The sequence below is a fragment of the Nitrincola lacisaponensis genome, assembly GCF_000691225.1.
GTDB lineage: Bacteria > Pseudomonadota > Gammaproteobacteria > Pseudomonadales > Balneatricaceae > Nitrincola > Nitrincola lacisaponensis.
In genome coordinates this window covers 336,880-352,255 of sequence record NZ_JMSZ01000016.1, presented here as the reverse complement: position 1 = coordinate 352,255, position 15,376 = coordinate 336,880, and the positions used below count along the sequence as shown (strand labels likewise).

Here is a 15,376-nt window from a genome sequence, read left to right as displayed (position 1 = left end):
TTTTTTGAAACCAGGGGACCGAACATCAGCTGCGCTCAAACAATGCAGCGATGCCCTGACCTCCACCAATACACATGGTGACGACTGCGTAGCGCCCATGGATACGCTCCAGCTCGTAAAGCGCCTTGACACTGATCACCGCCCCCGTGGCACCAATGGGGTGCCCCAGTGAAATACCGCTGCCATTCGGATTTACCCGCTCATTGGGCAGATCCAGATCACGCAACACCGCCAAGGCCTGTGCAGCAAAGGCTTCATTGACCTCCCACAGGTCGATATCACCAACCTGCAAGCCATGCTGATCCAGGAGTGACTTCACAGCGGGTACCGGCCCGATTCCCATATAGCGAGGTTCAACACCAGCAAAGGTGTAACCCACCAGACGCGCCATAGGCTTTGCACCACTGGACTCCAGCAACTCACCACTGACCAGTACAACGGCAGCGGCTGCATCGTTAAGACCTGATGCATTACCTGCCGTGACACTGCCATCTTTACGGAACACCGGGCGTAATTTTGCCATATCATCCAGTGTGCAGTTATAACGCAGATGCTCATCCGTATCGAACAGCTGTTCACCCTGACGCGTTTTGACCGCAACGGGTAAAATCTGAGATTTGAACCGACCCTCTTCTATCGCCTGCTGTGCACGCAAGTGACTCTGCATCGCCAGCATATCCTGATCTTCACGGCTGATCTGCCATTTTTCAGCGATATTCTCGGCAGTGACGCCCATATGGACATTTTCCATCGGACAGGTCAGCGCACCCACCATTGAGTCCAGCACCTGGGCATCCCCCATACGCTGTCCCCAGCGGCCAGATGGCATCCAGTAATTGGTACGACTCATGGATTCAGCACCACCGGCAACGGCGGCTTCGCACACGCCCAACTCAATCTGCTGAGCGGCCGTCACAATCGCCTGCAGGCCGCTGCCACACAAACGATTCACCGTCAGCGCAGGCGTAGTGTCAGGCAGGCCACCCTGCAGTGCGGCAACACGAGACATATACAGATCACGACGCTCCGTCGGCACCACATTACCAAATACGCAATGACCTATCTGAGAGGCATCCAGACCACTGCGCGTCAAGGCTTCCGCAACCACCTTTCCAGCCAAGTCAGCAGGGGGATGATCTTTTAACGACCCACCAAAACCACCAATCGCTGTTCTGACAGCTGCTACGACATAAACGTCACGGGTTTTCATGACAAGATCCTTTTTATTGCATTTATACAGGATATAGATGACCGAAAGCATCGCGTATACGGGCACCCGCTTCAATAACACTAGCCGCCAGCCTGAGTAACAATATTGTTCAGTAGAACTGACCTGGCGCTTCAACTATTGCCTCTTTTACACAAAAAAGAAAGTCCGGCGCCGCGCTGCTAGGGGTTTATGGCATAATAGGATCCCAAGTGACCAAGGACCGACGCCATTATGATCCTGACCCTGTTTTTTGTCGCGGCGATGCTGATGATCAGCATTCTGTTGAGCCCCCTCTCCAACCGTATCGGCTTACCGGTATTGTTGCTGTTTCTCGGGGTCGGCATGCTGGCCGGACAAAACGGCTTTGGGCATCTGTTACCGGCAGATACCGAAACCACTTTCATGGTCGGGCACCTGGCACTGGCAATCATTTTGCTTGATGGTGGCATGCGCACCCGGGCAGAAACCTTCCGGGTCGGTCTGAAACCGGCCCTGACGCTGGCGACACTCGGTGTCGTCATCACGGCAGCCATTACGGGGCTGGCTGCCGTATGGATACTGGATCTTCCGCTGATCTACGGATTGCTGATCGGTACCATTATCTCCTCAACAGACGCTGCCGCTGTATTTGCACTGCTGCAAAACCGCGGACTGCGACTCAATCAGCGCGTCAGTGCCACACTGGAGATTGAATCCGGCAGCAATGACCCGATGGCGATCTTCCTCACCATCGTTCTGCTGGAACTGATCATTCAGGAAACGCCACCCAATGCACTGGAAGCCGTCTGGTTATTGATCAAGCAACTGTCTCTCGGCGGTATCGGCGGCGTTCTTGGCGGCCTTCTGCTTGCCTGGCTGCTGAAGCGCTTTGCACTCATTGATGCATTTTATCCCCTGCTGGTCACCGCTGCCGGACTAAGCATTTTCTCAGCTACCACACTTCTGGATGGCAGTGGCTTTCTAGCCATCTATCTGATGGGCGTTATCGTCGGGAACCGTAAAGTCCGGCGCATGGAGGACATTCTTCAGGTCCACGACGGCCTCGCCTGGCTGGCGCAATTGTGTCTGTTCCTGATGCTTGGACTGCTGCTGGCACCGGAAGAGAAAATGAGTCATATTCTGGAAGGGGTGCTGCTGGGTACTGTGCTGATTCTGGTTGCACGTCCACTGGCTGTTGCCCTGACGCTCTGGCCATTCGGTTTTCGTTTCAAGGAGCAGCTATTCATCGCCTGGGTAGGTTTACGCGGCGCCGTACCCATAGTACTGGCACTCTTCCCGCTGATGGCAGGCATCGACAGCGCCCACCTGTTCCCCACCATCGCCTTTATTGTGGTGATTATGTCACTGCTGGTACAGGGCACCACGCTGGCCGCATCTGCGCGCTGGTTAAAGCTGGAATTGCCTGCCGAACCCAAAGCCCTGCAACATAGAGCCCTGGAATGGAGTGATGATACACAACATCAACTGATGGTGTTTGAGCTGGATGGCGAACACTGGACACCGCCTCGCTCCTTGACGGGTATTCGCCTACCCGATGGCATTGTAGTCTGCGCCGTTTTGCGTAATGATCAGCTGATACCCTGGCAAGAAACCTTGAAACTGAGTGGCGGCGACCGTCTGGCTGTTATCGGTCCGGTTGACACCGAAGCGGCTCTGGCGCGCTTGTTCAGCTCAACAGAGTCCATCCCCGCCTTGCGGGAGAATGTCTTTTTCGGTCTGTTCGAACTGGACGCCGCCATACAGATTAAAGATCTGCAAACCAGCTTTGGTATAGATGTTGAAGGCGCCGACTCACAGCAAAGCCTGGCAGACTATGTAGCCAGTCGACTGCCAAATCATCCCGTTGTCGGTGACCGGGTAAAAATCGGTCCAGTAACTCTGGTGGTAAAAGCGATGCAGGGCGACACCATTATCCGGGTTGGCCTGAAAATTTCCTGAGTGACAGCACCCACAAGGTGAATCAGCAATGAAATATCTGACACTGGTACGTCATGCAAAATCCAGCTGGAAGGCAGTAGATCTGCCGGATTTTGAGCGCCCGTTAAATAAACGCGGAAAGCGTGATCTTCCTGCTCTATGCGAACGCCTCATCGCTTTCAGCGCTCAGCCTGACAGACTGTTATTCAGTCCAGCGACCCGAACACGCCTGACGGCAGAGAGGATTATTGAGCGACTGAGTATTCCACTGGAACACTGCCAGGAATGCCCAGACTGCTATGAGGCCTGCACTACAGCACTGCTGGAACAGATCCAGATACAACCAGACAGCATCAACCACCTGATGCTGGTGGGCCATAATCCTGGCCTGCAGGACCTGGGCAGCTTCCTGCTAGGCGATACAGTACCGCATTTTCCAACCAGTGCAGTGTTACAACTGCAACTCGATATAGATCACTGGTCTGACTGCGCCCCGCAAACAGGACGCTGCCTGAGACTGGACTACCCTGGCTTGCATGCGAACTAAATCAGCTGTTTTTCTGAATCAGGAATTATACTGTGGACCTGTATATTGAAGCATTGGGCTTTACCGCCACCATCGTCACACCGATTTTCTTTATAGTATTTCTGGGCTATCTGTTGCGCCGCCTGGGGATTATCGATACCGGTTTTGTCAATGTCAGTTCACGTCTGGTGTTTACGGTAACCTTACCGGCACTGGTGTTCATGTCGATTGCCCAGATGGACTTTCACGCTGTTTTTAACCCTGGGCAGCTCAGCTATGTAATCATCGGGACCCTGATCAGCTACGCTCTGATCTGGTGGCTGGCAGCACGCTGGATTGACAGTCCCGCCGATCTGGGCGCCTTCATTCAAGGATCTTTCCGCAGCAATTACGGCATTATTGGTCTGGCAGTGAGTTTTAACCTGTTCGGTCAGTCCGGACTGGCTCAGGCTTCCTTGCTGCTGGCGCTGGTGATTCCCATGTACAACGTGCTGGCAATTATCTGCCTGACATTCCCGCTACGCAGCAGCCAGTCAATCAGCCTCTGGTCAACCCTTGCAGAAGTGGCAAAAAACCCTCTGATTCTGGCCGTCGTACTGGCACTGCCTATTTCGTATTTTGGTATCAAACTCCCGGACGTGGTTGCCACCACGGGACGCTACTTTGCCAATCTGACACTACCCTTGGCACTACTGGCAATCGGCGGTACGCTGAATATGAAAAGCCTGCGCGACAGCTCACGCCAGGCGTTCTGGGCGACCAGTACCAAACTGTTTTTTTTACCCCTGATACTGACCTTAGGGGCCTGGCTGGTCGGATTCAGAGGTCAGGATCTGACCGTGATGATGGTGCTCTTTGCCTGCCCGACCGCAGCCGCCAGTTTTGTGATGGCCAAAACCATGGGCGCCAACGCCCAACTGACTGCCAACATTATTCTGACGACCACACTGGGCTCTGTGCTGACACTCAGTCTGGCCATTTACCTCGCCAGCTTACTGGGCTGGGTCTGAAGACGGATGCAGATGTCGCCCGGCACACACCGGGCAGTCTGGATCAGCCGACAGACGCATCTCACGCCATTCCATGCGACGCCCATCCAGCAACAGCAAGCGCCCGGTCAGCGGCTTACCTGCACCACTGAGCAACTTGATTGCCTCCATCGCCTGCATCGAACCGATCACCCCCACCAGTGGTGCCAAAACGCCTGATTCAGAGCAGGTCAGTGCAGCATCATCCCCCTGCGGGTATAAACATTGATAACAGGGTGACTGCGGATTACGCGGGTCAAATACACTGATCTGCCCGTCAAAACGAATCGCCGCACCCGATACCAGCGGCACACCCGCCGCAAAGCAGGCTGCATTCAGTGCAAAGCGGGTACTGAAGTTATCACTGCAATCCACGACCAGATCAACCTGAGCAATCTGCGCCTGCAGACTGTCAGCATCCAGCCGCTGCTCAATACAGTGCAGACTCACGTCAGGGTTTAACGCCTGCAGCGCCTGTCGTGCAGACGCCACTTTACTCATGCCGATACGGTCATGCGTATGCACTATTTGACGCTGCAGATTGGTCAGATCAACCTGGTCATCATCGACCAGCCAGAGCTCCCCCACACCGGCGGCGGCCAGGTAAAGACTGACCGGACTTCCTAATCCACCCAACCCCAGAATCAAAACTCGGCTGGACAACAGGCGCTGCTGACCTTCAATATCCACATCTGGCAAAAGTATCTGACGACTGTAACGCAACAACTGATCATCATTCAGTAACATAGCGACCTCCAGTAATCCGATCCTTGCCATTCAGGTCCTGCCAGGTAAAGCACTGACTGAACCCCGCACCCAGCAGCGCCTGCTGTACCGCTTGCCCCTGATCATAACCATGCTCAAACACCAGCCAGCCATCCGGCTTCAGATAGTCAGGCGCCTGTGCTATCAGCGTGAGAATATCAGCCATCCCCTGCAGCGGCGCTACCAACGCACTACGCGGCTCATAACGCAGATCGCCCTCAATCAGGCAGGGGTGTTGAGGATCGATATAGGGCGGATTGCTGATCAACAGATCATAGTGACCACTGAGTGGCTCGCACCAGCTGCCCTGCAATACTTCTACCTGATCGAGACCCAGACGTCGAGCATTGCGCCGTGCCAACTCAACTGCAGAAACCTGCAACTCTGTAGCCTGAATCTGCCAGTCTGGCCGTTCACTGGCCAGAGCCAGCGCTATCGCGCCCGTTCCAGTCCCCAGATCAGCCATACGCACTCCGGCTTCCGGCAAGTGCTGCAGCGCCCATTCCACTAATAGCTCAGTTTCAGGCCTGGGAATCAGGGTTGAGGCATTCACCTCCAGTGCCAGGGTCCAAAAGCCCCGTTCGCCGGTCAGATGCGCAACGGGCTCACCGGATTCACGACGCGCCAACAGCGACAAAAATGCCTGCTGCTGTTCGGCACTCAAGCGTTTTTCCGGCCAGGTATACAGATAGCTGCGCGGCTTTTGCAACACATGACACAGCAACAGCTCTACATCCAGCCGGGGCGTTTCCGTCAACCCGGCCAGACGCTCAGACAATGCCAATGCCTGATCAACCCTCATCACTCAAAGCACCCAGCTGCTCGGCCTGATATTCATTCCGAAGTGGCTCAATAACCGATGCCAGATCACCCGTCATGACTTCATTCAGCTTGTAAAGTGTCAGATTGATGCGATGGTCAGTAACACGTCCCTGCGGAAAGTTATAGGTTCGGATACGCTCAGAGCGGTCCCCACTACCTACCAGACTTTTGCGCGTTGAAGCCTGAGCGGCATGCTGACGATCGGTTTCGGCCTGCTGCAGACGTGATGCCAGCAGCGCCAGGGCCTTGGCACGGTTCTTGTGCTGTGAGCGCTCATCCTGACACTCCACCACCAGGCCGCTCGGCAAATGGGTAATACGAATCGCCGAATCAGTCTTGTTGATATGCTGCCCACCAGCACCGGACGCACGAAAAGTATCCACACGCAAATCCGCCTTGTTGATCTCAATCGCTGCGGCTTCATCCAACTCAGGCAAGACAGCTACAGTACAGGCAGAGGTATGAATGCGGCCCTGCGATTCAGTTTCAGGAACACGCTGCACCCGATGCGCACCGGATTCAAACTTCAGCCGGGCATATACCTGCTGACCGCTGATGCGGCTGATCACTTCCTTGAAGCCACCATGCTCACCTTCGCTGGCACTGATGATTTCCACACGCCAACCCTGCAGTTCGGCATAGCGGGAGTACATGCGAAACAGATCACCGGCAAAGATAGCCGCTTCATCACCACCGGTTCCGGCCCGCACTTCCAGGAACACATTACGGTCATCATTCGGATCTTTGGGCAACAGCAACAGCTGTAACGCACGTTCCAGCTCAGTTCGGCGCTGCAATGCGACCTCAATTTCTTCCTGCGCCATGGCTCGCATCTCAGGATCACTGTCCTGGGCCATACTCTGAGCAGTTTCATGGTCGGCCAGCGTCTGACACCACTCACGGTAGTGCTCCACAACTGGCTCCAGTTCAGCATACTCAACCGAGTAACGGCGAAAACTCGCCTGATCACTGATTACGCCAGCATCACTGAGCAAAGCAGACAGTTCTTCAAAACGCTCGGCCAGCGTTTCCAATCGATTACGTATAGAGGCTTTCATGAATACCTGTTTTCAGTCCTGTCGATCTGGCAGATCGGCACCTGGAAGTTGGAAGAGTTCTTTTACCAGTTGCTGCAACTCATCGCGCCCTTCAGCCGAGGCTTCCCGTAACTTCACTGTTGGCTGATGCAGCAGTTTATTGGTCAAACCGCGAGCCAGCACTTCCAGCACCTGCTCCGGTGCCTTGCCTGCCTGCAATTGACGCTGAGCCTTTTCCAGTGCGGATTCACACAGGTTGTGTGCATGCTGACGCAGGGCTGTAACGGTATCCACCACATCCAGCTCACGCAACTGACGCATGAACTCATTAGCGCCCACCTCAATAATCTGCTCTGCTTCGCGCGCAGCAGTCTCTCGGCCACGCTGATTTTCTTCGATAACTTCTTTCAGATCATCGACGGTATAGAGATACACGTCATCCAACTGACCGACCTGAGGTTCTATATCCCGGGGTACTGCTATATCAACCATAAAGAATGGCTTATGGCGGCGTTTTTTCAACGCTGACTCGACAGCCCCCTTGCCCAGTATCGGCAACTGACTGGCCGTCGAAGAAATAATGATATCGACATCTGGCAACACATCAGGAATGTCACCCAATGCAATCGCCCTGGCATCAAACAGGGCCGCCAGATCCAGTGCGCGGCTGAGCGTCCGGTTAGCAACTGTCAACTGCCTGACCCCGGCACGGTACAAATGTCGAGCAACCAGCTCAATGGTTTCACCCGCACCAATCAATAACGCACGAGACTGACTCAGATCAGCAAAAATATGCTGCGCCATACTGACTGCAGCATAGGCGACTGAAACCGGGTTCTGACCGATCGCTGTATGTGTGCGTACCTGTTTGGCAACATTAAAGGCATGACGAAACAGGCGCCCAAGCTCGGCACCCACAACCCCTTCTTCCTGAGCCACACTGTAGGCAGACTTCAGCTGCCCCAGAATCTGAGGCTCTCCCAGCACCAGCGAATCCAGCCCCGAAGCAACACGCATCATATGACGCGCTGCAGCATCATTTTCATAACGATAACTGCAATCCTGCAGCCGGGCCACATCCAGACCATGATAATGTGCCAGCCATGCCAGCAGTTTCTCACTACCCGGCTCAAGGCTGCTGCCATAAACCTCTGTACGATTACAGGTAGACAAGATCGCAACTTCACGCAAGCCAGCTGCCTGACAGGCATGTTGCATGGCCTCAGCGAGGCGTTCAGGTGCAAACGCAACCCGTTCACGCACCTCAACCGGCGCTGTTTTGTGATTAATACCTAATGCCAGCAGTGTCATAGAATAGAATCAGCAACCCGACTACCTTGAAATAAGCCGCCTATCATACACCTTTACGCAGCGCGGATTAAGCCATGCGTTGCCGATGCACAGGAAGGAACCAAGTACGACCTGCCTGCGTAGTAGAACAGGGTAACGACAATCGACAAACAGGACCGGTTTCCACTATAGTGCAGATGCGTAGCGATCTGCTGAAGGATGGTTAAAGATGAAAAAGATGCTGTTGGCTCTCATGACAGGCTTGGTGTTGAGCGGTTGCTCCAGCCTGCCCCATGATTCCACAGAAACCAGCAGATTCGAACTGCTGGACATCCCTTTGCCCGAAGTCAGTTATCAACAGGGGCAGTTGAACCGAGAGATATTGCTGGATCTGCTCAGTGCAGAAATGGCAGGCCATATCGGACAATATGATGAAGCCCTGAGCCTCTACCTGCGCCAGGCAAACCATACCGGCGATGCAGCAGTTGCTGAACGAGCCACACGTATTGCGCAGTTTATGCGCGACAGCGAAGCGGTACTGACCGCCGCAGCGGTCTGGGCCAAGGCAGATCCACACAACAGCGAGCCCCGTGAACTGCTGGCCGGCATCCTGTTACATGAACGTCGCTTTGATGAAGCACTCCCCTGGCTCGAAACCGTCCTGAGCGACCCGGAATCAGATGCTGCACTACTGATCAGCTCTCAGGCTGAAGCCATAGACCCTCAAACAGCGACGCACTATCTTGCACTGCTCGACCAGATTATTGCAGAGCAACCCCAACGTACTGATCTGCATCTGGCAACCGGCCTGCTGTTTTTACGCATGGAAGAAACGGATGCCGCACTCCAGGCATTTAATCGCGGCCTGAGCATCGAGCCTTACCAGCCACAACTGGTCATGCAAAAAGCAGAACTCCTGCGTCAACGCAATCAGATCACCGCCGCACTGGACCTGGTCAATCGCGCAGCGCTGCGGCACCCTCACCATAACCAACTGCATATACAACAAGCGCAGCTACTGATGCTATCCGGTAACTTTCAACGTGCCGAGCTGATGATGAAAGAGCTGCTGGAGCAACGCCCACAGGATAATCAGCTCCATCTGTACTTTGCACTGCTACTGCTTGATCACGAACGCTATGATGCCAGTCGGGAGCTTTTAGAGTCACTGAAACGCAAAACACCTTACAATACCGAGATCGACTTCTATCTGGGGCATCTGGCACAACAACGCGGCGAGCGCGACATGGCGCTGTCTTACTACCGTGCTGTAGAGCAAGGCAATACATTCCTGCAAGCCCGGGCGAGAATGCTTGAGCTATTCAACGATGCAGGTTACCGGCAGCGCGCTGAAAACACTATTAATGAAGCCATTGCTCAACAACCTGGCTTTCGCAGCGGCCTGATCATCATGCTGGCCGAGTGGTACAAGCGTCACGATCTCAAACCTGCAGCCCTGCTCAGACTGAGTAACGAATTACACAAAACACCGGATGACACTCGCCTGCTGTACACCCGGGCACTCTTCTATGAACCGGAAGCACCACAACGCACCCTGGCTGACCTGCGCCGCGCACTTGAGCTTGAGCCCAACAATCCGGTATTTCAGAACGCCCTGGGTTACACTTTGACTGTGCACACACAAAAATACGAAGAAGCCCATCACCTGATCGCGCTGGCGCTGGCGCAACAACCCAACGATCCAGCTACGCTGGACTCAATGGGCTGGGTGCTCTTCAAGCTCAACCGTGTTGAAGAAGCCCTGGCCTTTCTCCAGCGCGCCTACGCACTGTTTCCGGACACTGAAGTCGTCGCCCATCTGGTTCGCGTACTGCATCGCCTGAACCGCCAGGAGGAAGCCCTGGAGATACTCGAACACTATCTGCAGCAAACACCGGATGATCGCCATCTGCTGGATGCAGCCGAGCGCATCGGAGCTCACTAAACAGATGAAAATTTTAGCACTGCTGCCCCTACTCCTGATCATGGCAGCCTGCAGCTCAACACCACGACTGCCGCCACCGGATACAGACGAGCAGCAATTTATCTACCGCATGCAGAACTGGTCCATGGACGGGCGTATCAGCATTACACAAACAGATCGGACGGATACCGCCAGAGTCAGCTGGGACCAACAACAGGCAGATTACCGCATTGACTTGACTGCAGGCCCGTTTAATCAGACCGTCGCGATCATGACAGGCAGACCCGGGCGTGTGGAAATTCAGGTAGCTGGTGAGGATGACCGTTATGTCGCCCGCTCACCTGAAGCACTGATGCAGGCACTGCTGGGCTGGAACCTGCCGGTCAGCCATGCCGTCTGGTGGATACGCGGCATACCGGATCCGACACGACCTCATCAGGTAGTCACCAACGAAACCAGCTTTCGCTTCCAGCAGCAAGGATGGGATGTCGACATCCTGCGTTACCAGGAAGTCACGCCCGGTAACCGCCTACCCTCACGCTTACGAATGGTGCATAATGGACTCACCGTTAACCTGGTGATTGGTCGCTGGGATCTTAACCTGTAACCTCTCAGGCTCAATCGCCATTATTCTGGCACGGGCCAACGCATAGGGGTTGATTTTTGATCTGAATTTGCACAGAATACGCGCCTTCCTTTCAAGGCTAGTTTATGCCGGAGGAGTTACTGGGGTATCGCCAAGTTGGTAAGGCACTGGATTCTGATTCCAGCATGCGTAGGTTCGAGTCCTACTACCCCAGCCAAATGTTATGATGACTGATAACCTTTCAGCACCTGAAATCCACTCTGAAGCGATCAAGAAGGTAAAGCGCATGTCCAGCATGATGATCTTCACCGGCAATGCCAATCCTGAACTGGCAAAGAAGGTGGTAGAACGCTTAGATATTCCACTGGGCAAGGCCGATGTCGGTCGTTTCAGCGACGGCGAAGTCAGCGTTGAAATTCAGGAAAATGTCCGCGGTAAGGACGTTTTCATTATCCAGTCTACCTGTGCACCGACCAATGACAATCTGATGGAACTGATTGTCTTTGCCGACGCCATGCGTCGTGCATCTGCGATGCGCATTACAGCCGTAGTCCCCTATTTCGGCTATGCTCGCCAGGACCGTCGTCCACGCTCCACCCGCGTACCCATCAGCGCCAAAGTAGTGGCAAGCATGATGACCAGCGCCGGTGTTGATCGCGTACTGACCGTTGACCTGCACGCTGACCAGATTCAGGGCTTTTTTGATATTCCGGTTGATAACGTCTACGGCTCTCCAGTACTGCTGGACGATATTACTGATCAGAAATATGACAACCTGATCGTTGTATCCCCCGATGTTGGCGGCGTAGTACGTGCACGCGCAGTTGCCAAGCAACTGGATTGCGATCTGGCAATCATCGACAAGCGTCGTGAGAAAGCCAACGAATCCCAGGTGATGAACATTATTGGTGATGTTGCTGGCCGTACCTGCATCCTGGTGGATGATATGTGCGACACAGCCGGCACACTGTGCAAAGCAGCTCAGGCATTGAAAGACAAAGGCGCTGAGCGCGTAGTGTCTTACGTGACCCACCCTGTTCTGTCAGGCCCGGCAATTGACAACATCAACAAGTCCGTACTGGATGAACTGGTCGTCACCGACACAATCCCACTGTCAGCCGCTGCACAAAAATGCAGCAAGATTCGCCAGCTGACACTGGCACCCATGCTGGCCGAAGCTGTGCGCAGGGTATGCAACGAAGAATCCATTAGCGCGATGTTCCGTTAAGAATCCAGTATTCCTGACAACATCACGCGGACAGGTCGCTACTGGCCTGAAATAAACGCGATACAGATGGATCGCGTTACAATCCCTGAATATCAGGGTAACTGAATACTGCAAACTCCTGGTCGCGGGAATTTGCAGTTTTTTAATTTTATAAGGTAATACTCATGTCCAAATTTGTAATCAATGCTGTCAGCCGTGAAGATCAGGGGAAGGGTGCGAGCCGCCGCCTGCGTCGTCAGGGCATGGTACCCGGTATCATATACGGAAGCGAAACTCCGGTAGCTGTTTCTGTTGTGGGTAAAGATCTGTACCGCATGCTGCTGGAAGATGGCTTCTACTCGTCCATCCTGACTATCAGTCTGGATGGCAAAGAAACATCTGTCATCATCAAAGATCTGCAGCGCCACCCGGCCAAGCCTGTTGTTCTGCACGCTGACTTCCAGCGCATCGACGACAAGCAGAAGATCAAGATCCAGGTGCCACTGAACTTCGTCAACTTCGAGAAGTCTGCTGCTTCCAAAGCAGCTGCCAAGTTCGCACCCGAAGCATCAACAGTTGAAGTGCTGTGCTTGCCGAAAGATCTGCCAGAAGCGCTGGATGTTGATCTGTCCAACATCGAAATGGGTCAGATTGCCCACCTGTCAGACATTGTTCTGCCAGCCGGTGTTGAAATCGTTGCACTGCGTCGTGGCGCTGACCATGACCAGGGTATCGGCTACTGCTACGCACCACGTGGCGCTAAAAAATAATCAGCCTTAAGGCTGATCGAAACCGGCATGACTGACAGCATTCAACTGATTGTCGGCCTCGGCAACCCCGGGGTCCAGTACTCAGAAACCCGTCATAATGCCGGTGCACAACTGGTGGAGCAGCTTGCTGCCCACCAGAACACCCCTCTCAAGCCTGAAGCCCGCTTTCATGGTCTGTATGCCAAGATACTGATCAACGGCCATCCGGTACATCTACTCATTCCAGCTACCTACATGAACCTCAGCGGCAAAGCCGTCAGCGCACTGGCAGGCTTTTACAAAATTGCCCCGGAACATATTCTGGTGGCTCACGACGAGCTGGATCTACCTCCGGGCACTGCCCGCCTGAAAAAAGGTGGCGGACATGGCGGCCACAACGGCCTGAGAGACATTATTTCCCAACTGGGCAATAACAAGAATTTTTACCGCTTGCGTATCGGTATCGGCCATCCCGGCCATGCCAGCCAGGTGTCCGGCTTTGTACTGAACAAGGCACCACTCCAGGAACGCAACCAGACACAAGCAGCCATGGATGAATCACTTCGTTATCTGCCACTGGCAGTCGAAGGCCAATGGCAACGCGCTATGAATCAACTACACAGCTTTTCAGGCTGATCAATACACAGGAACAGACCATGGGCTTTAAATGTGGCATCGTCGGGCTACCCAATGTCGGCAAATCGACTCTATTCAACGCACTGACCAAAGCAGGCATTGAGGCACAGAACTTCCCCTTCTGTACCATTGAACCGAATGCGGGCGTTGTTCCCATGCCGGACCCACGCCTGAAAGCGCTGGAAGCGATCGTCAAGCCTGAACGCGTCGTACCCACCACCATGGAATTTGTGGATATCGCCGGACTGGTTGCAGGGGCATCCAAAGGGGAAGGCCTGGGCAACAAGTTTTTGGCCAACATCCGTGAAACCGACGCGATCGCTCACGTGGTACGCTGTTTCGAAGATGACAATGTCATTCATGTCGCCAACCAGATTGACCCGCTCAGCGACATTGAAACCATCAATCTGGAGCTGGCACTGGCCGACCTGGATTCAGTCGAGAAACAACTACAGCGTGTCAGCCGCAATGCCAAGGGCGGTGACAAAGAAGCGGTTGCTGCCAAAGCACTGCTGGAAAAACTGCTGCCGCACTTGAGCGAAGGTTTACCGGCACGTGCACTGAAACTCAATGATGACGAACAGAAGCTGATTCAAAGTTTTCATCTGCTGACAACCAAGCCAACAATGTATATCGCCAACGTGGCCGAAGATGGCTTTGAAGACAACCCGCACCTCGATACAGTGCGTGAACTGGCGGCCTCTGAAGGTGCCGAAGTAGTCGCCATCTGCAACAAGCTGGAATCCGAAATCGCTGAACTGGACGACGAAGAGAAGCTTGAATTCCTGCAGGAAATGGGCATGGATGAACCCGGTCTTGACCGTGTAATCCGTGCAGGTTACAGCCTGCTGGGCTTACAGACCTACTTTACTGCCGGGGTCAAAGAAGTGCGGGCCTGGACCATTCGTATTGGCGATACTGCTCCAAAAGCCGCCGCGGTAATTCACACCGACTTTGAAAAAGGCTTTATTCGTGCGGAAGTCATCAGCTACGACGATTTCATCCAGTACAAGGGTGAAGCAGGGGCCAAAGAAGCCGGAAAGTGGCGCCTGGAAGGTAAAGAATATATCGTCAAGGACGGTGATGTAGTGCACTTCCGCTTCAACGTCTGATGCTGATTAAAAAGCCCTGAAAATCAGCGTTTTTTGAGCCCAGACTGTTGACAAGCAAGGCCAAAAAGCGAATAATTTGCGGCCTTGAAAGTGCGTGGCAATGTAGCTCAGTTGGTTAGAGCAACGCATTCATAATGCGTGGGTCGCAGGTTCGAGTCCCGCCATTGCCACCAGTTTTAAGAAACACTCAGGTTTTAGGGGTATCGCCAAGCGGTAAGGCAACGGGTTTTGATCCCGTCATGCGGAGGTTCGAATCCTCCTACCCCTGCCATCTATTGGCAATGTAGCTCAGTTGGTTAGAGCAACGCATTCATAATGCGTGGGTCGCAGGTTCGAGTCCCGCCATTGCCACCATTACTGGGGTATCGCCAAGTTGGTAAGGCACTGGATTCTGATTCCAGCATGCGTAGGTTCGAGTCCTACTACCCCAGCCATTTGATCCAACTCATCCTTTGTGTGTATTTTTTGCTCTACGAGTACCGCCTTTTCCGACTCCCCGCTATACTTCAGATATAACTTAAGCAGTGTATTAAACAAACATGCTTGGTACAGCCTTGTGTTCAAGCA

Annotated in this window: 14 protein-coding genes and 5 tRNA genes; 14 read left to right on the top strand and 5 right to left on the bottom strand. The window is 53.8% G+C overall.

Features of this window, described 5'->3' with window-relative positions:
* Positions 1–25: 25 nt before the first annotated feature.
* Positions 26–1,210, bottom strand: coding sequence for an acetyl-CoA C-acyltransferase family protein (locus ADINL_RS04980; protein WP_036544534.1), 1,185 nt, complete (start codon positions 1,208–1,210; stop codon positions 26–28).
* Positions 1,211–1,441: 231 nt separating this feature from the next.
* On the opposite strand from ADINL_RS04980, the gene ADINL_RS04975 reads away from it, so the two are divergent.
* Genes ADINL_RS04975 through ADINL_RS04965 form a run of 3 tightly spaced genes read left to right on the top strand, consistent with a single transcriptional unit; the run spans position 1,442 to position 4,663 of the window.
* Positions 1,442–3,148, top strand: coding sequence for a potassium/proton antiporter (locus ADINL_RS04975; RefSeq protein WP_036544532.1), 1,707 nt, complete (start codon positions 1,442–1,444; stop codon positions 3,146–3,148).
* Positions 3,149–3,176: 28 nt separating this feature from the next.
* A complete protein-coding gene (locus ADINL_RS04970) occupies positions 3,177–3,674 on the top strand; it encodes a SixA phosphatase family protein (RefSeq protein WP_036544530.1) in 498 nt (165 codons plus the stop codon).
* 32 nt (positions 3,675–3,706) lie between these two features.
* Complete coding sequence (locus ADINL_RS04965) at positions 3,707–4,663, top strand: AEC family transporter (protein WP_036544528.1); 957 nt, start codon at positions 3,707–3,709, stop codon at positions 4,661–4,663.
* On the opposite strand, the gene ADINL_RS04960 is transcribed toward ADINL_RS04965, so the two are convergent.
* From ADINL_RS04960 to hemA, 4 genes are read right to left on the bottom strand one after another with little or no spacing between them, the layout of a single operon-like run.
* A complete protein-coding gene (locus ADINL_RS04960; RefSeq protein ID WP_036544526.1) occupies positions 4,646–5,428 on the bottom strand; it encodes a molybdopterin-synthase adenylyltransferase MoeB in 783 nt (260 codons plus the stop codon). The genes ADINL_RS04965 and ADINL_RS04960 overlap by 18 nt on opposite strands.
* Positions 5,415–6,248 carry a peptide chain release factor N(5)-glutamine methyltransferase gene (gene prmC / locus ADINL_RS04955; protein WP_036544524.1) on the bottom strand — a complete coding sequence of 278 codons (834 nt, stop codon included), beginning with the start codon at positions 6,246–6,248 and terminating at the stop codon, positions 5,415–5,417. Before prmC ends, ADINL_RS04960 begins: the two co-directional genes overlap by 14 nt.
* Entirely contained in the window at positions 6,238–7,326 is a 1,089-nt protein-coding gene (gene prfA, locus ADINL_RS04950) for a peptide chain release factor 1 (protein ID WP_036544522.1), read from the bottom strand. The genes prmC and prfA overlap by 11 nt, the downstream gene beginning before the upstream one ends.
* Before the next feature lie 12 nt (positions 7,327–7,338).
* Complete coding sequence (gene hemA / locus ADINL_RS04945; RefSeq protein WP_036544520.1) at positions 7,339–8,616, bottom strand: glutamyl-tRNA reductase; 1,278 nt, start codon at positions 8,614–8,616, stop codon at positions 7,339–7,341.
* Positions 8,617–8,824: 208 nt separating this feature from the next.
* On the opposite strand from hemA, the gene ADINL_RS04940 reads away from it, so the two are divergent.
* The 11 genes from ADINL_RS04940 to ADINL_RS04890 all read left to right on the top strand — a co-directional run bounded on the left by ADINL_RS04940 (position 8,825) and on the right by ADINL_RS04890 (position 15,243).
* Positions 8,825–10,540: a tetratricopeptide repeat protein gene (locus ADINL_RS04940; RefSeq protein WP_036544518.1), complete on the top strand. Its 1,716-nt coding sequence runs from the start codon at positions 8,825–8,827 to the stop codon at positions 10,538–10,540.
* Positions 10,541–10,544: 4 nt separating this feature from the next.
* On the top strand, positions 10,545–11,126 hold the full coding sequence (gene lolB / locus ADINL_RS04935) for a lipoprotein insertase outer membrane protein LolB (protein WP_051632569.1): 582 nt from the start codon (positions 10,545–10,547) through the stop codon (positions 11,124–11,126).
* Positions 11,127–11,246: 120 nt separating this feature from the next.
* Positions 11,247–11,322, top strand: a tRNA-Gln gene (locus tag ADINL_RS04930).
* Positions 11,323–11,391: 69 nt separating this feature from the next.
* Complete coding sequence (locus ADINL_RS04925) at positions 11,392–12,333, top strand: ribose-phosphate pyrophosphokinase (RefSeq protein ID WP_152547612.1); 942 nt, start codon at positions 11,392–11,394, stop codon at positions 12,331–12,333.
* A 164-nt stretch (positions 12,334–12,497) separates the two neighbouring features.
* Positions 12,498–13,082: a 50S ribosomal protein L25/general stress protein Ctc gene (locus ADINL_RS04920; RefSeq protein ID WP_036544516.1), complete on the top strand. Its 585-nt coding sequence runs from the start codon at positions 12,498–12,500 to the stop codon at positions 13,080–13,082.
* Positions 13,083–13,109: 27 nt separating this feature from the next.
* Positions 13,110–13,697: an aminoacyl-tRNA hydrolase gene (gene pth, locus ADINL_RS04915; RefSeq protein ID WP_036544515.1), complete on the top strand. Its 588-nt coding sequence runs from the start codon at positions 13,110–13,112 to the stop codon at positions 13,695–13,697.
* 20 nt (positions 13,698–13,717) lie between these two features.
* Entirely contained in the window at positions 13,718–14,809 is a 1,092-nt protein-coding gene (gene ychF / locus ADINL_RS04910) for a redox-regulated ATPase YchF (RefSeq protein ID WP_036544512.1), read from the top strand.
* Between the two features lie 96 nt (positions 14,810–14,905).
* Positions 14,906–14,982: transfer RNA gene (locus tag ADINL_RS04905), tRNA-Met, on the top strand.
* A gap of 23 nt (positions 14,983–15,005) precedes the next feature.
* Positions 15,006–15,080, top strand: a tRNA-Gln gene (locus ADINL_RS04900).
* A gap of 6 nt (positions 15,081–15,086) precedes the next feature.
* Positions 15,087–15,163, top strand: a tRNA-Met gene (locus ADINL_RS04895).
* 4 nt (positions 15,164–15,167) lie between these two features.
* A tRNA-Gln gene (locus ADINL_RS04890) sits at positions 15,168–15,243 on the top strand.
* Positions 15,244–15,376 lie beyond the last annotated feature (133 nt).